This window comes from Streptomyces sp. NPDC093064 (assembly GCF_044754605.1).
GTDB lineage: Bacteria > Actinomycetota > Actinomycetes > Streptomycetales > Streptomycetaceae > Streptomyces.
This window is the reverse complement of sequence record NZ_JBIVPK010000022.1, coordinates 23,184-38,483: the sequence shown is the minus strand read 5'-3', so window position 1 is coordinate 38,483 and position 15,300 is coordinate 23,184. Positions and strand designations below refer to the sequence as shown.

The following is a 15,300-nucleotide window of genomic DNA, read 5'->3' as shown; positions in this document are numbered from 1 at the left end:
CTTGCCCCTCGACGCACCTGATCACCAAGCACGGCGGACCGGTGTGTCCATCGCCATTTCCCGATCAGCCCTTGGACTCCGTACCTCCATGTCTTGGTTTGAATCCCTCGTCCTCGGACTCGTCCAGGGGCTGACCGAATTCCTCCCCGTCTCCTCCAGCGCGCATCTGCGGCTGACGGCGGCCTTCTCCGGATGGCAGGACCCCGGCGCCGCCTTCACGGCGATCACTCAGATCGGCACGGAGGCGGCGGTGCTGATCTACTTCCGCAAGGACATCGGTCGGATCCTGTCGGCCTGGGCCCGTTCGCTGGGGAGCAGGGCGATGCGCCGCGATCCGGACGCCCGCATGGGCTGGTTGGTGATCGTCGGATCCATACCGATCGGCGTGCTCGGGCTGACCCTCAAGGACCAGATCGAGGGGCCGTTCCGCGATCTGCGGGTGACCGCGACCATGCTGGTCGTCGTCGGCGTGGTCATCGGCATCGCCGACCGGCTGGCGGCGCGCGACGAGAAGGGCGGCCGGCACCGGGCGCCCAAGCAGGGCAAGGTGCTGCAGGACCTGGGCGTCAAGGACGGCCTCATCTACGGCTTTTGCCAGGCCATGGCCCTGATCCCGGGTGTCTCCCGCTCGGGCGCCACCATCAGCGGCGGGCTGTTCATGGGCTACCGGCGCGAGGCGGCGGCCCGTTACTCCTTCCTGTTGGCCATTCCCGCCGTACTCGCCTCCGGCGTCTTCGAGTTGAAGGACGCGATGGAGAGCGACCACGTAGCGTGGGGGCCGACGCTGTTCGCCACGGGGGTCGCCTTCGTCTCCGGATACGCCGTCATAGCCTGGTTCATGAAGTACATCTCCACCAAGAGCTTCATGCCGTTCGTCTGGTACCGGATCGCCCTCGGCATCGTCATCATCGGGCTGGTCATGGCCGGTGTCCTCAGCCCGCACGCGGCCGAATCGGCGGGCTGACCGCACGGCGGCGCCGGTCTCCGCCGAGTGACCGACCGCCCGGTGCGGCGGCGGGTGTGGCTGCGGGTGACCGAGCCCATATGACCGCTGTAGCCGTCGTGGTTGCTTTCTTCGGAGGTGCGTACGGACCGGTGCGGCCGGTCGCGTGCGTGCTGGCGACCGTGCCCGTGTTGACGGCGGAGACACGCACGGGCCTTGTGAGCCACAGCTGATGCTCACGACGGCCTGAACATCCAGCACATAGGTCGCCGGGGATGCAGCCGGGCGGGCGGCGGACACCGACTCCAGCGCGGCCCGGCGCCGCCGGTACGGCCGACTTCGATGCCGACGACCGGATCACGAACATCCACAATGTGGCCATCACCCTTCGGTCGGCCCGACCGTCGGTGCGCATACTTCTCCCTCAACCACCGACGACCTCGGACGCCGCCAGCTCTGCCGAGGAAAGCGCCATGCGACGAAGCATCAGCACCAGCGTCGCCATGAAACGGTCTATCGAATCCCCCAGATCCCAGTCCATCACGGCTTCCACATGGGTGAGCCGACTCGCAACCGTGCTGTGATGGACGTGCAGTTCGGCGGCGGTTCGCCGCAGTGAGCCGTAGACACAGAACGCCTCGAGTGTGTCCACGTCCTGGGCACCGGCCGCGGACGCGGCAAGGGAATTGATCCGTGCGACACCCCGGGTCTCGAGCAGGCGTTCAAGGGGAACGTCGGCGAGCAGCTCCAATGGGCCGAGCCGCCCGAACTCCACCGCACGCTGTCCGTACACGGTGGACGACGCGAACCGCAGCGCCCGGCGGGCCTGCATCCACGACGTGGGTGCAGCGTGGACGCTCACACGCTCCCCGATGCCGACCCATGGTCCGCGACCACCACTGGAGCGCGGTGATGCCGGGTGTTCGGCGACGATCGCTGCGTGCAGAATGTCGCAGAGTCGTCGACTTTCGAGGGGCGCCTGCATCAGAATCGCGGTCGGGTTCCCGATCGTGACCGAGCGGACGAAGCGACCCGGGCAAGTACGTTCGAGCAGCTCCACGACAGGGCCTACGTCCTCCGTATATATGGCCAGCACCCGCACATCCTTTGCAGGGTCGAGCCCCAACAACTCGACAGCCCGGACACGATCCTCCCGTCGCTCCTTGTCGGACAGGATCACCTCGATCATCGCCGGATCGCCCAAGCGCAGATCGGTTCTCGACATCGACGTAACGTCCACCATGCGCAGCGTGTGCCGCAGTCGGTCCAGCAGGACCGGGTCCAGGGCGTGATCGGCTCCGGTACGTTCGAGCCATACCTCGAGATCTGGCCCCACCGGGGTGTTTGGGTCCCTGCTGTCGAGCAGATCGCCCAGCGCGCCGTACCGGATGACGGCGCCCGAGGGCCAACGGCTGCCGACGCTGCACTCCGCGAGTACGGCCGAGGATCGGACGACGGTGTCCGCGTCCGCCGCGGATTCTCCGAGTTTGTCGAAGTACGAGATGATCCGCATCAGCGATGCCGAGTCGGGTCCTAGTTCGGACATCCGCAGCTGCTCATGCCTCATCTCTGACCTGCTTCCTCATGACCGTCCGGCAACGTCGTTGATCCGCCCAGCCGCGGGATCCCAGCTGGTCATCGGTCCTGGGCAGGAGGCAACTCGGGGCGTGGGGGCAGCATAGTGAGCCCTTTTCCTCCTGAGTAGCGGTCGACCTCGATGGCCCGCGCGCTGCGTGGCGAGGTCCTCTCCTTGGTCGAGGGGGGCGCGCCCGCAGGTATGCCGAGGTCGACGGTGCTCGTGGCGTCCATGTACAGCTGAAGCGCGAGGGCGGCACGGTCGTCAGGCGCACGGTCGAGCGCCTTATGCGCGAGCACGGCCTGCGCGGGGTGATCCAGAGGCTGCGTCGGCGGGCCGTTCTTGGCCTACCGGAAGCGCCGCCCGCCGGCATCCAGCTACCCGACGAGAGTCGGGTGCGCCCTCGAAATCTGCCGACGACTGTCTGCTGTGAGTCCAATGCGGGCCGGTCACAATTGAGCTCAGAGGTCGGATCAGCAGAGAGATATCACGAGCTACGACGAGGGCCTCGTCCCCGGCCGATCCATACAGGATGACGAATCACGTGGATGGTCGGGTACGAAACACCCATCCCTATTACAGAATGGGAGCTTATTTCATGCCCGTTATCGACCCGAATCACACCTGGACGCTCCTTGAGGAGCGTCTGGCCGTCACGACAAACGAACGGCACCGGGTAGTACTGAAAGCGGTCATCGAACATATGAAGGCCGAGGCAGCGGCGGACCTCGACCGACTGATGGCGACCCTGAGCTCCACACCCGCGTACCATTTCTGGTACGAGGGAAACGACGTCGGACCGAAAGGTACCGACGGCGTGCGAACGTACTACTCGGACTTCGTCGCGTCCCGGAGCAACGTCCTTGAGTACACCCTCGACCGCCTGGTTCTCGACGATCACTGCCTGGTTACCGAGGGGTTCTTGAAGCAGATCTATCCCAGCACGTACGCGGCGCAGCTCGGATTCCCGGTCGACGACGAGTCCGCTGACTACCTGATCGTGCACCGGCAGCTACTGCTGTGGCCAGTCGACGGGAACGGAATGATTCAAGGTGAGGATTCCTACGGCACGGGACCGACGAGCATCACGAAGCTGTCGTTCGAGGAGCTCCCGCAACAATACATCGATCTCGTTCACAGTTCTGTCGGCTGACCTCGGTCGAATCGGTACTGGGATGGGGAATGAGGGGTTGTCAACTTAACGGATCCGGCTCAGATCCGGTGGTTGCCGAGCGTGAGTGTGCTCGTTGACAAGCTGTGCGCGATGTCAGCCTCGATCTTGCATGAGGGTTCGTCAGCTTGCCGACGGACCCTTTCTGCTCCTTCAGAGCGGAAATTCCTGCTTGCGGGCATGCCGGCTGGCCCGGCTGTCGCGTCGGGTGAGCACCGGGTTCCACGGCTCCGGCGGGGTGGTGCTGCGCGGCGCCGTGCAGGGCAGGTTGCGCAGGCCGGTGGCCCGCGTTCGCCGCCCTGTGGGCCGACCATGAAGTTGACGTTCCCTGCAACGACGACAAGCGCATCGTCCACCCGCGGCACCCGGCACCGAGGACCACGACAAGCTCCGGCTGCTGGCCATGCTCGGAAGCCAGTCCCCGGCCACGTGATCAGGAGGCTCCCGAGCCGCTCTCGATGGTGGCTTCCCCTCCTCGTGGGCCACGTCGTATGCCACGGCGAAACTCCAGGGGACGCCGAGGAGGAGGACCAGAGCCAGGCCGAGGACAAGCGGTGCCGGGCGTGCGGCGCCGAGGGCCAGGCACGCGGCGGCCACGACGGCGCACAGGCGGGCCAGCGGCCGATAGAGCCCACGCTTCTGGCCCCAGACCTGCAGGGAGGTCGTCAGCAGCACCGTTGTGGCGAGTACGGTGGCCGCGCCGCCGCAGAGCACCCAGGCCGTCGTGGTGGGAGTCCGGCTGTCGTGGGCGTGTTCGACGAGTCCGACCATCGCGGTACCCATGGCCGCGACCGCGGCCGTGAGCGGCAGGTGAGCGAGCATCCACCACACCGTGCTCGCGCGTGCGGGCCTCGGCGGTCGGTGACCGGCGAAGTCGAAGTAGGTCCACCAGGCGCCGAAACCGACGACGACGGCGACGAGCCCAACGGCAAGGGTGAGCGCGTTGGCCGGCCTGCCGGCAAGTCCGCTGACCACACCGGTCACGGTCTCGCCGAGCACGATGATGATGAGCAGCCCGAACCGCTCGGTGAGCGCGGGCGTCACCGTGACCGCGTTCTCCCGTATCGGGATGACCGTGCCGAGCATGACCGCGAACCCGGCCAGGTAGGCGCCCGCCAGCAGGCCCCACGCCAGCACACGGGCACCCGCGGGCAGGGCGGCGCTCGCGGCCAGGACAACCGCGAAGGCGGCCGTCCCGGCCACGAACAGCCTGCTGGAACGGCGGAACTCGGGGCTGTCCCCACGTGTGGCAAGCAGCCACAGCACGGCCAACACCGCGAACAGCACACCCGCGTCGACCGCGAACGCCGCCCCGCGCGCGCCGCCCGCCTCGGGAATGAACGAGCCCAGCGGGACCAGCACCAGGATCTGCAGAAGGAACATGATCCGGCTGCGCGCGTCGTCGTGTCCGTGCACTTCGTGGTGCAGGCTGCCATTGAGCCAGGCGATCCACACCAGAGCGAACACCGCGGCGAACTCGCCCAGTCCGTGCCAGGTCAGGTGCCCGGCCAGGTGATGGGCGGCCTGGGCGACCAACACCACCACGACCAGGTCGTAGAACAGTTCGAGTGGACCGACCACCCGCTCGGGCAGCCGTTCCCCGTGCGGGCGCGGGGGTTGCCAGAGCCGGCGGCGCAGCCTGGCGTGGTGCTGCTGTCGCGAGGTCATCCACGCAGCATAGAACCCGTCGGACCTGCCGGTTTTGTCATTCTGCTGGCCAAGGCCCAGGGGTGCGGGTCACCCACGGGGACATCGCCGCGCCGGGGGTGATCGTCCAGTTCGCGATGCCGAACTCCGCAATGACGCAGGAGAGCTGCTCCTTCAACTGGGCCAGGCGCCGGCCCTTCGCCTCCACCGAGGCGTGGACCCCCTCGGAGACCGCGGGCAGCACCCGGGCCTCGGTCTGAGCTACGCAAGCGAGCTGGGGCGGAACAAGGGCGGCGGGATGCAGCCCGGCGCTACTCGCACTTCTCCCCGCTGCACGCCCCGGCGGGCAGGTGAGTGTCTGCCCAGCGGCGGAGCTCTTCGAGCGCGGGGCGCATCGCGAGCCCGGCTTCCGTGAGGTGGTAGGCGACACGCAGCGGGGGGCCCGAGTAGACCTCGCGTATGACCAGGCCGGCTACCTGGAGTTCGGTGAGCCTGTCGGAGAGCACGCGGTCGCTGATCCCGGGGATCGCACGACGCAGGTCTGCGAAGTGGACCGGGCCCGCCATCAGCGAGGCGACGACGATGCCGGTCCACCGCTTTCCGAACAGCTTGAAGACGCGCTCGACCGAGGCGTCCACCCCCGCGCACATCTCCGCCCCGTGGACGGCCACCGTCGTTGCCGCCTCGCCTGTCTCCGCCATGGCTCCAGTCTACCGTGACTTGCCAAGGGGCTAAGAAAATGTAAGCTACTACAGGAAAGATACCGACTGTGAGTTCATCACCTGCTTACGTTGAATTAGGAGACCTGTCATGGCCACCCTGCTGCACATCGACTCTTCCGCCTTGCCCATGGGCTCCGCCTCCCGCGAGGTGACCGAGACCTTCCGGAAGAACTGGCTCGCCCAGCACCCGGAGGGGACGGTGGTCTACCGCGACCTGGCCGCCGAGCCGCTCCCGCATCTGACCGCGGCCGGCATCACGGCCGGCTTCTCCGACCCGGACACCCACGACGAGGCACAGCGCACCGCGTGGGCCGTACGCGATCAGCTCGTCGCCGAACTGGAGGCCGCCGACGTCGTGCTGATCGGCGCTCCGATGTACAACATGTCGATCCCCTCCACTCTCAAGGCCTGGCTGGACCACGTGATCGTCATGGGTCGCACCGCCGGAGAGACCAGCACGGTGGCGGGCAAGCCCGTCGTGGTGGTCGCCTCGCGTGGCGGCGCCTACGGCCCCGGCACCCCGCGCGAGGGCATGGACTTCGCCGCGCCCTACCTGGAGAAGGTCCTCACGACCCTGCTGCACCTGGACGTGCACGTGATCACACCGGAGCTGACCCTGGCCAAGGTCAACCCGGCGATGTCCGAACTGATCCCCCTGGCCGACGCCTCGAGCGAACAGGCCCACGCCCAGGCGGCAGACAAGGCGAAGGAACTGGCCGCAGCCTGACAAAGGTGCGCCGACGTCTGGTACACCGAGAACGGCAAGGTCAAGGTGTTCAACTGCTGCGCCAGCATGAACGTGATGCTGGCGCAGCTCGGGGTGCAGCCCGACTGCGTCGGCGGCGTCGCCGCATCGGAGGCCGCCGCAGCCGGCTGACGCACCCGATCGATCGCAAGGACACCGAGTAGCCCCGACCGCGAGCCGACCACGGCGGCGCGCAGCTCGACCACGTGGGCCGCGATCGCGCTGATGGCCCGCCGTCTCACCCGCTCACTCGGGAAGTCCGCCGCCGTTCTCGACTTGGTCGGCCGGAGTCGACACCCCCTCGTCTCCGAAGAAGGCCAGGAGCCGCCTGTCGTGACAGGCCGCTTACCGGCACAGCGTCGTCAATCACCCGTGTCAACGCCGTCGGACCGAACCGAACCAGGCCGGACGTCGGCGTCCAGAGGCCGCGGGAACGTGCGGTCGTCTCAGCCCTGACCGCGCCCGTCTGGCACTTGGGGCAAAGTTCGTGTCCGCCCTCGTCATTGACCACGCTCCCTCACCCCGGCACTCCAGGTTCGGGGCGAGTGCGGCCAGAACCTCGATGGCCTTGACCACGCGTTGCTGGCGCTGGCCCACCTGCGGCGCGGGCTCACCTACGCTCAGCTCGCCGCCGGTTTTGGTGTCGGCACCATCACCGCAGCCTCGTCCGCGTCGGCGAGAACACGCGTAACAGGCGCGGCCGCTGATGTCGTACAGCAACGCGCCGTTGCCGCAGCACGGCGCGATCCCGTTTTTAAGTTAATTAGCAATTAATGTTGACAGGCTTGGGGGGCCTGGGCACAGTTTCCGCCGTGGCACCGCCGCCCGGCAGACCGGAGTGGGGTGCCCCGTACCCCCAACTCTCGGGAGAATTCAGTGGCTTCGCATCGTGCAGGGATGGCGCGTGTGCGGCGGACCGCGGCGGCGCTCGGCGCCGTGGCGCTGGTCGGGTCGGTGGCTCCGGCGGCACACGCCGCGGAGGACCAGGGTGCGCCGCAGTATTACGACAGCGGCCTCGCCCCCACGCCGTACATGGGATGGAACACCTACTACGGGCTCGGCGCCCCGACGGAGGACCAGGTCAAGAAGGTCGCCGACTACCTCGTCAGCAGCGGGCTGCGCGACAGCGGCTACGACATCGTCTGGCTGGACGGAGGTTGGCAGGCCGACCAGCCGCCTGACCCGAAGACGGGCCGGCTCGTGGCCAACCCCACGCGCTTCCCCTCCGGCATCCCCTCGCTGGTGACGTACCTTCACCAACGCGGCCTCAAGGCCGGCATCTACACCGACGCGGGCGAGTACGACGGTGGCACGTGGTGCGGGCTCGGCAGCCGCGGCCACTATGAGCAGGACGCCCGCCAGTTCGCCGGGTGGAAGGTCGACGCCATCAAGGTGGACTTCCTGTGCGGCATCGGCGCCGGGCTCGACCCGGGCCCGGCTTTCAAGGAGTTCAGCGACGCCGTCGCCAAGTCCGGGCGGAAGATGCTGCTCAACCTGTGCAACCCGCTCACCGACGACTGGGGCATGCCGCACACCCCCGAGCAGGACGCGCACAACACCTTCGTCTATGGCCCGACGACCGCCGACTCCTGGCGCACCGGCACCGACATCGCCTGGGGCACCCCGACGGCGGGGGAGTGGCCGAACGTCCTGCGCAACATGGACGCCAACGCCTGGCACCCCGAGGCCCAGGGCCCCGGGCACTGGAACGACCCGGACTACCTCATCCCGATGCGCAAGCTCGCCGAGGGCGGCTACGAGCTGACGGAGGAGGAGTCCACCACGCAGTTCGTGATGTGGGCCGAGATGGCCTCGCCGCTGGTGCTCGGCAGTGACCCGCGCACCCTGCCGAAATCGATGATCGACACTCTGCGCAACCCCGAGATCATCGCCGTCGACCAGGACCCGCTGGGCATCCAGGGCGCTCGCGTGGCGACAGACTCCGTCGGCGACGTCTACAGCAAGGTGCTCAAGGGTGCGGGCAAGCGCGCAGTCGTCCTGCTCAACCGCTCCGATCGGGCGCAGGATCGCACGGTGGCCTTCGCCGACACCGGGCTGGCCGGCACAGTCGCGGTGCGTGACCTGCGGGCCCGCACCTCGCGCGGCACCTTCAGCGGCTCGTACATCGTACGCGTCCCCGCGCACGGCACCGCCTTCCTCAAGCTGACCGGCACGGACGACGCCCCGGGCGCGCAACTTCCCGGCCGCTCCTCGGCGAGCCCGGCGCTGGTGCAGGTCGGTGACACCCTGACCGCCTTCACCCGGGGCACGGACGGAACCCTGCGCACGCAGACCGCGCGCGGCGGTGACTGGTCCAAGGCCGGGACCACCGAGCTGGGCGGCCCGACGCAGGGTCGCATCCTCGGCCAGCCGGCCGCGTACGCCTCCGCCGGCGGCCGCATCGACGTCTTCGTCCGCGGCACCGACGACACCGCCTATCGGCGCGTGTACGCGAACGGGCAGTGGGGCCGTTGGCAGAACCTGGGCGGCACGCTGACGGACGCGCCGACCGCGGCCTTCTCCGGGCCGGACGACTGGACGCTCTTCGCGCGTGGCGCGGACGGCAATCTGTGGTCCCGCGGCCCGGCCTCCGGCTGGATCTCGCTGGGCGCGCCGCAGGACCGTCCGTTCTACGGGCGCCCGTCGGCCGTCGTGGACGACGCCGGGCGGCTGCACGTGGCCGTGCGCACCGCCGACGACGCGGTGTGGTGGCGGTCCCGTGACACCTCCGGCAAGTGGTCGGACTGGACGGCCCTGGGCGGCACGATCAGCGGCAGCCCGACACTGGTGGCCTCCGGCGGCACGGTGCACCTGTACGCCCGTGCCGGTGACTACACACTCTGGACGCGCAACTGGACCGCGTCCGGCGGCTGGGCCGGCTGGAGCAAGAACAACGCCTTCGTCAGCGGTGTCTTCGACGGCGCTCTCGGCGGCGTCGCAGGACCCGACGGCGGCGTGCTCGTCGCCTTCCGCGGGGTGGACGGCCGCGTCCACCAGACCGCGCTCTGAGCCCCGCGATCACCCCACTCCACCCTGCTTCACCTGCCTCAACCCGTACCACCACCCGGCACCAACAGGTGTGCCTCCGGGCCCTGTTCGGCCGGAGGCACACCCTCCGAGAAATAAATTAGTAATTAATCTTGACGGTATACGGATCTCTGCGACAGGCTGTGCCTGCCGCGCCCGGGGCCGGGCCGTCAGGGGGCCTCAGCTCCGTTCCATGGGCACTTAGGGAGTGCACAGATGACCGCCTTCAACTCCACCCGCCGCAGGTTCCTCGTAGGAGCGGGCGCAGTCGGCGCCGGCGCGCTGCTCAGTAGCTGCGTCACCCAGAGCCCGTCCGCCTCCGGAGGAAAGTCCGGCGGCCCGGTGACCCTGCAGTCCAACCTCTCCTCCCCGCAGGCGAAGACCGCGATGCAGGCGATCGTCGCCGCCTTCGACAAGCGCGGCGACGCCAAGGCGGAGCTCAACACCGTCGCGTCGGAGACGTTCCGCACCCAGCTGCCGACCTACCTCACCTCGGCCAACCCGCCGGACGTGTACACCTGGTACCCCGGCTCCGTCGCCGAGTCGTACGCCAAGAAGGACCTGCTCCTCGGCCTCGACGACATCTGGGAGAAGCCCGAGCTCTCCGGCTACTCCGACGCGCTGAAGAAGCTGTGCACCTCGGCCTCCAGCGGCAAGAAGGTCTTCGTGCCCACCAGCTACTACTGGTGGGGCATGTTCTACCGGAAGTCCAACTTCGCGAAGTGGGGCGTGCAGGAGCCCAAGACCTGGGACGAGTTCCTCGACCTGTGCGACAAGCTGAAGAGCAAGGGCGTCGCCCCGATCGGCCTCGGCGCCGGCGGCGACACCCCATGGGTCGCCTCCGCCTGGTTCGACTACCTCGACATCCGCGTCAACGGCGCCACGTATCACCGCGAACTCCTCGCGGGCAAGCACCGCTTCGACGACCCCGAGGTCCGCAAGGTCTTCGACAAGTGGGACGAGGTCCACCCGTACTTCGATCCCAACGGCACGGCGATCCCCTTCCAGGACGCCACCACCGCCCTCCTTCAGGGCCGCACCGGCATGATGCTCATAGGCACCTTCTTCGCCGACGCCGCCCCCAAGGATGCCTTGGGCGACCTGGACTTCTTCCAGTTCCCCATCATCGACCCGAAGGTGCCGGTCGCCGAGGAGGCGCCGACCGACGGTTACTTCGCCAGCGCCCGCACCAAGCGTGCCGACGACGTGAAGGAACTGCTGCGTTACCTGGCCACCGCCGAGGCGCAGGAGCTCTACCTCAAGAGCTCGTCCGGCACGACGCTGCCCACACACCCCGACGCCAAGGACGCCGGCACACCGCTGGTCCTCAAGGGCCGCAAGCTCATCGAGGGCGCCGCCGACCTGACGCAGTTCTTCAACCGCGACTCCAGCGACGCCCTCCAGCCGACCGCCGACACGGCGCTGGTGCACTACCTGGCCAAGCCCAAGGAGATCGGCTCGATCCTCACCACGTGGCAGCGCAGCGCACAGAAGATCTGGAGCCAGTGACGATGGCGCTGATCGGCTCCGCACGACGGTCCAGGGCCACGCGGGTGCCCCCGGTGGTCCTGGCCTTCGTCCTCGTCCCGCTGCTCGCCGAGGCGTTCTGGGTCTTCTGGCCGGCCCTCCAGGGCTTCTACCTTTCCCTGACGTCCTGGGACGGCCTGTCGGCACCGACGTTCGTCGGCCTCGGCAACTTCAGCGAGATGCTGCACGACGCGGTCTTCCGCACCGCCGCGATCAACACGGTGCTGTGGCTGCTGCTCTTCGGCGGGCTCTCCGCCGCCCTGGGCCTCGGTGCCGCGCTGCTGCTCCAGCAGGAGCGGCGCGGCATCGGGCTCTACCGGGCGGCGCTCTTCCTGCCGGTGGTCTTCTCGCTGGTCGCCACGGCGCTGGTGTGGCAGGCCATGTACCAGCCGGACGGCCTGATCAACAATGTCCTTGAGGCCATCGGCCTCGGCGGCTGGAAGCATGCCTGGCTCGCCGACCAGGACACCGCCTTCTACGCGGTGATCGTGCCCGCGCTGTGGCGCCAGGTCGGCTACGTGATGGTGCTGTACCTGGCCGGCCTCAAGGGCATCGACCTCGCGCTGTACGAGGCGGCCAAGGTCGACGGCGCGAGCCGCTGGCAGCAGTTCCGGCACATCACGCTGCCGCAACTGCGCAGCGTCAACGCGGTCGTCCTGTCGGTGATCGTCATCGACTCGCTGCGCTCGTTCGACGTGGTGTGGGCGCTCACCCGCGGCGGCCCGTACCACTCCTCCGAACTGCTGAGCACCTACATGTACTCCACCGCGTTCCAGTCCCTGCGCCTGGGATACGGCTCCGCGCTCGCCGTCGTCATCTTCGTGCTGGCCTTCGGCGTCATCGTGAGCTACCTCGTGCGCGCCTTCCGGGAGGCCGACTGATGACCGCCACCCGCACCACAGCGCACGTCAAGGACACTGAGGGCGCGTCGGGTCAGGTCGGCCCCGCCGAGGTCGCGGTGCCCCGCCGCCCCGTGCTGCGCGGCCGCGCCCTGCGCACGACCGGCTTCCACCTGACCGCCGGCCTGCTGTCCGCGCTGTGGCTGCTGCCGATCGTCCTCGTGCTCGTCACCAGCACCCGGACGTTCGACGACATCGCCGCGCACGGCGTCGGCAGCCGGCCGCACTCCTTCACCCTCGACAGCTTCCGGCAGGCGTGGGTGGACGGCGGCCAGCAGCGCGCCCTCATCAACAGCATGCTGGTCACCGTCCCCACCGTCCTGCTCTCGCTCGGCCTCGCGTCCATGGCCGCCTTCGCGCTCAGCCGCTACGCCCTGCCCTTCCGGCGCGTCCTGCTGCTGCTCATGCTCGGCGGCAACCTGCTGCCCCCGCAGATCCTGCTGATCCCGGTCTCCAAGCTCAGCGAACTGCTCGGCATCTACGACCAGTTGTACGCCCTGATCGGCGTGCAGGTCGGCTTCGGCGTCGGCTTCTACGTCTTCGTCCTGCACGGCTTCATGAGGTCGATCCCCGGAGAGATCCAGCAGGCCGCCGTCATCGACGGCGCGAACCCGTGGCAGATCTACTGGCGTGTCATCCTGCCGCTGGCCCGCCCGGCGTTGGCCGCGCTGAGCGCGCTGTCCTTCACCTGGATCTTCAACGACCTGCTGTGGGCCATCACGGTGCTGCGCACCGACAACCGGATGCCCATCACCGCCTCGCTGATCGGACTCCAAGGCCAGTACGTGTCCATGTGGAACGTCATCGCGGCCGGTTCGGTGATCGCCGCCGCCCCGACGGTGGCCGTCTTCCTCCGCTTCCAGCGCCACTTCGTGGCCGGACTGAACCTCGGAGCCGTCAAGTGACCGCGCACGACGACCGGTGGCTGCTGCGCACCGACACCACCACCTACGCCGTCACCCTCGGCGGCGACAGCCGCTGGGCCGAGCTCGCCGCCTGGGGGCCGCACGGCGCCGAGGACGGGCCGTCGCCCCTGGACTGGTCCCGCCGCACCCACTTCATCACCCCCGCCGACGCCGCCCCGGCCGAGTACATCCCGTACGGGCTGCGGCCGTTCACCGGCGCCGACCTGATCGCCTCCCGCCCCGGCGGAGACCGAGGCAGCTGGTGGCGCTTCACCGGCGCCACGCCGGACGGAGACCGGGCACTGCTCCTGGAGTTCGCCGACGACCTCCTCGGCCTGCGCACGACGCTCCACTACGAGACGGTGCCCGGCACCGATGTCGTCCTGCGCTGGACGGAGCTCACCTGCACCGGCGAGACCGACGTACGCCTGGAGCGCTTCGACTCCGCGGCCGTCAACGTGCCCGTCCAAAGCGGCGCGCGGCTGACGTACCTGGCCGGACAGTGGTCGCAGGAGTTCCAGCTCAAGGATGTGCGCCTGGAGCGCGGCCGCTTCGAGATGGAGAGCACCCAGGGCTCGGCCGGGCACGCGTATCACCCCTGGCTCGCGATCCAGGACGCCGCAGTCCCCGCTGAGGGCGCCACTCCTACCTACGGCATCGCCCTGGAGTGGTCCGGCAACTGGCGGATCACGGCCGACGCCGAGCCCGGCGGCGCCGTACGGGTGCGCGCCGGCCGCGTACCCCACGAGGGCGCGGTCCGCCTCGCGCCCGGCGCCACCCTTGTCACGCCCCGGCTGGCCTGTGCCTTCAGCCCCGACGGGCTCGACGGGCTGGCCCGCGTGTGGCACCGCTACGAGCGGCACCTCACCGGCGAGCGCATCGACCGGCCCCGCAAGGTCCTCTACAACTCGTGGGAGGCCACCGGCTTCGACGTCGACGCCGCCGGTCAGCTGGAGCTCGCCAAGGTCGCCGCTGACCTGGGCGCCGAACTCTTCGTCGTCGACGACGGCTGGTTCACCGGACGTCCCGACGACACCGGCGGCCTCGGCGACTGGGACCCGGACCCGGCCGAGTTCCCCGGCGGCTTCGACCGGTTCGTCGAAGACGTCCGCGCCCTCGGCCTGGACTTCGGCCTGTGGGTGGAGCCCGAGGGCGTCAGCCCCCGCTCCAGGCTCTACGCCGAGCACCCCGAGTGGGTGTACCGGATCGACGGCCGCCCCGCCACGCTGGTGCGCAACCAGCTCCTGCTCGACCTCGGCCGCGAGGACGTCCAGGACTTCGTGATCGGCACCCTCGACCGACTGCTGGGCTCCCACGCCATCGGCTACCTCAAGTGGGACATGAACCGGCCGCCCACCGAGCGCGGCCGCCCCGGTCACCCGGCCGGGCCCGACCGCGAGTTCCACGACCTCGACGCCGCCCACGTCGCCGGCTACCTCCGCGTCCTGGACCATCTGCGCAGCGCCCACCCGCACGTCACCGTCGAGGGCTGCGCCGGCGGCGGCGCCCGCGTCGAGCACGCCACCCTCGCCCGCACCGACGTGATGTGGCCCAGCGACAACACCGCGCCCATGGACCGGCTGCGCATCCAGTACGGCTACCTCCATGCCCACGCCCCGCACACCATGAGCTCCTGGGTCACCGACGCCCCCGGCGTCTTCGACCCCCGGCCCCGCTCGCTGGCCTTCCGCTTCGTCAATTCCATCGCGGGCGTCCTCGGCATCGGCGCCGACATCCGCCACTGGACGCCGGAGCAGCGCGCCGAGGCGGCGCGGTGGGTCGCCCGCTACAAGGAGATCCGCGACGTCGTCCACCACGGCGAGGTCCATCTGCTGGGCAGTCCCGAAGACCCGACGTGCGGCGTCCAGTACGAGGAACAGGGCGGCGCTCGCCTGGTGGTGACCGCCTGGAACACCGGCCCGCTCGACGGGGCGCCCCTGGTGCCCGGCCGGGCCGCCCGGCTGCGTCTGCGCGGCCTGCGGCCGGACGCCGTCTACACCGACACCGCCACCGGCACCTGCTACAGCGGCGCCTACCTGATCCACTCGGGGCTGCCGTTCGCCTGGACCGCCGGACACGACGCGGAGTTGACCGTCCTGGCCCGGCTGTGACGACAGCGGAAGAATCGGCACCCCATC

The 15,300-nt window shown here is 69.3% G+C and carries 12 protein-coding genes and 2 pseudogenes; 11 read left to right on the top strand and 3 right to left on the bottom strand.

Annotation, left to right across the window (positions count from 1 at the left end; translation table 11 throughout):
• Positions 1–88: 88 nt before the first annotated feature.
• Positions 89–964, top strand: coding sequence for an undecaprenyl-diphosphate phosphatase (locus ACIQFZ_RS24690; RefSeq protein WP_376653139.1), 876 nt, complete (start codon positions 89–91; stop codon positions 962–964).
• A gap of 403 nt (positions 965–1,367) precedes the next feature.
• Here the strand turns inward: ACIQFZ_RS24690 and ACIQFZ_RS24685 are convergent, their stop codons facing one another.
• Positions 1,368–2,510 (bottom strand): PucR family transcriptional regulator, encoded by a 1,143-nt coding sequence (locus ACIQFZ_RS24685; protein ID WP_402692146.1) that lies wholly within the window; start codon positions 2,508–2,510, stop codon positions 1,368–1,370.
• A gap of 215 nt (positions 2,511–2,725) precedes the next feature.
• Here ACIQFZ_RS24685 and ACIQFZ_RS24680 point away from each other — a divergent pair.
• Together ACIQFZ_RS24680 and ACIQFZ_RS24675 are read left to right on the top strand one after the other, a co-directional pair.
• Positions 2,726–2,839: pseudogene (locus ACIQFZ_RS24680) on the top strand (IS3 family transposase); the annotation flags it as partial.
• A 278-nt stretch (positions 2,840–3,117) separates the two neighbouring features.
• On the top strand, positions 3,118–3,672 hold the full coding sequence (locus ACIQFZ_RS24675; RefSeq protein WP_402692145.1) for a hypothetical protein: 555 nt from the start codon (positions 3,118–3,120) through the stop codon (positions 3,670–3,672).
• A gap of 171 nt (positions 3,673–3,843) precedes the next feature.
• Here the strand turns inward: ACIQFZ_RS24675 and ACIQFZ_RS24670 are convergent, their stop codons facing one another.
• Entirely contained in the window at positions 3,844–5,358 is a 1,515-nt protein-coding gene (locus ACIQFZ_RS24670) for a low temperature requirement protein A (protein WP_402692144.1), read from the bottom strand.
• A 62-nt stretch (positions 5,359–5,420) separates the two neighbouring features.
• On the opposite strand from ACIQFZ_RS24670, the gene ACIQFZ_RS24665 reads away from it, so the two are divergent.
• Positions 5,421–5,597 carry a hypothetical protein gene (locus tag ACIQFZ_RS24665; protein ID WP_365422153.1) on the top strand — a complete coding sequence of 59 codons (177 nt, stop codon included), beginning with the start codon at positions 5,421–5,423 and terminating at the stop codon, positions 5,595–5,597.
• Positions 5,598–5,648: 51 nt separating this feature from the next.
• On the opposite strand, the gene ACIQFZ_RS24660 is transcribed toward ACIQFZ_RS24665, so the two are convergent.
• A complete protein-coding gene (locus tag ACIQFZ_RS24660) occupies positions 5,649–5,987 on the bottom strand; it encodes a winged helix-turn-helix transcriptional regulator (RefSeq protein ID WP_402692185.1) in 339 nt (112 codons plus the stop codon).
• 160 nt (positions 5,988–6,147) lie between these two features.
• Here ACIQFZ_RS24660 and ACIQFZ_RS24655 point away from each other — a divergent pair, with 160 nt between their 5' ends.
• The 7 genes and pseudogenes from ACIQFZ_RS24655 (at position 6,148) to ACIQFZ_RS24625 (ending at position 15,273) form a co-directional block, all read left to right on the top strand.
• Positions 6,148–6,786 (top strand): NAD(P)H-dependent oxidoreductase, encoded by a 639-nt coding sequence (locus tag ACIQFZ_RS24655; RefSeq protein ID WP_365422156.1) that lies wholly within the window; start codon positions 6,148–6,150, stop codon positions 6,784–6,786.
• A 591-nt stretch (positions 6,787–7,377) separates the two neighbouring features.
• Positions 7,378–7,465: pseudogene (locus ACIQFZ_RS24650) on the top strand (transposase family protein); the annotation flags it as partial.
• Between the two features lie 236 nt (positions 7,466–7,701).
• The gene (locus ACIQFZ_RS24645; protein WP_402692143.1) at positions 7,702–9,813 is read left to right on the top strand and encodes a glycoside hydrolase family 27 protein; all 2,112 of its coding nucleotides are present in this window, start codon (positions 7,702–7,704) and stop codon (positions 9,811–9,813) included.
• A gap of 234 nt (positions 9,814–10,047) precedes the next feature.
• On the top strand, positions 10,048–11,340 hold the full coding sequence (locus ACIQFZ_RS24640) for an ABC transporter substrate-binding protein (protein ID WP_383060177.1): 1,293 nt from the start codon (positions 10,048–10,050) through the stop codon (positions 11,338–11,340).
• Positions 11,341–11,342: 2 nt separating this feature from the next.
• Positions 11,343–12,239 (top strand): carbohydrate ABC transporter permease, encoded by an 897-nt coding sequence (locus ACIQFZ_RS24635; protein WP_383060221.1) that lies wholly within the window; start codon positions 11,343–11,345, stop codon positions 12,237–12,239.
• Positions 12,239–13,162 carry a carbohydrate ABC transporter permease gene (locus ACIQFZ_RS24630; protein ID WP_402692142.1) on the top strand — a complete coding sequence of 308 codons (924 nt, stop codon included), beginning with the start codon at positions 12,239–12,241 and terminating at the stop codon, positions 13,160–13,162. The genes ACIQFZ_RS24635 and ACIQFZ_RS24630 overlap by 1 nt, the downstream gene beginning before the upstream one ends.
• The gene (locus tag ACIQFZ_RS24625) at positions 13,159–15,273 is read left to right on the top strand and encodes an alpha-galactosidase (RefSeq protein WP_383060178.1); all 2,115 of its coding nucleotides are present in this window, start codon (positions 13,159–13,161) and stop codon (positions 15,271–15,273) included. The genes ACIQFZ_RS24630 and ACIQFZ_RS24625 overlap by 4 nt, the downstream gene beginning before the upstream one ends.
• The last annotated feature ends 27 nt before the right edge of the window (positions 15,274–15,300 follow it).

Excerpts from the sequence above, each read along its gene's own strand:
- ACIQFZ_RS24690 (WP_376653139.1), top strand. The coding sequence starts at position 89 with ATGTCTTGGTTTGAATCCCTCGTCCTCGGACTCGTCCAGGGGCTGACC.
- ACIQFZ_RS24685 (WP_402692146.1), bottom strand. The coding sequence starts at position 2,510 with ATGAGGCATGAGCAGCTGCGGATGTCCGAACTAGGACCCGACTCGGCA.
- ACIQFZ_RS24675 (WP_402692145.1), top strand. The coding sequence starts at position 3,118 with ATGCCCGTTATCGACCCGAATCACACCTGGACGCTCCTTGAGGAGCGT.
- ACIQFZ_RS24670 (WP_402692144.1), bottom strand. The coding sequence starts at position 5,358 with ATGACCTCGCGACAGCAGCACCACGCCAGGCTGCGCCGCCGGCTCTGG.
- ACIQFZ_RS24660 (WP_402692185.1), bottom strand. The coding sequence starts at position 5,987 with ATGTGCGCGGGGGTGGACGCCTCGGTCGAGCGCGTCTTCAAGCTGTTC.
- ACIQFZ_RS24655 (WP_365422156.1), top strand. The coding sequence starts at position 6,148 with ATGGCCACCCTGCTGCACATCGACTCTTCCGCCTTGCCCATGGGCTCC.
- ACIQFZ_RS24645 (WP_402692143.1), top strand. The coding sequence starts at position 7,702 with ATGGCGCGTGTGCGGCGGACCGCGGCGGCGCTCGGCGCCGTGGCGCTG.
- ACIQFZ_RS24640 (WP_383060177.1), top strand. The coding sequence starts at position 10,048 with ATGACCGCCTTCAACTCCACCCGCCGCAGGTTCCTCGTAGGAGCGGGC.
- ACIQFZ_RS24635 (WP_383060221.1), top strand. The coding sequence starts at position 11,343 with ATGGCGCTGATCGGCTCCGCACGACGGTCCAGGGCCACGCGGGTGCCC.
- ACIQFZ_RS24630 (WP_402692142.1), top strand. The coding sequence starts at position 12,239 with ATGACCGCCACCCGCACCACAGCGCACGTCAAGGACACTGAGGGCGCG.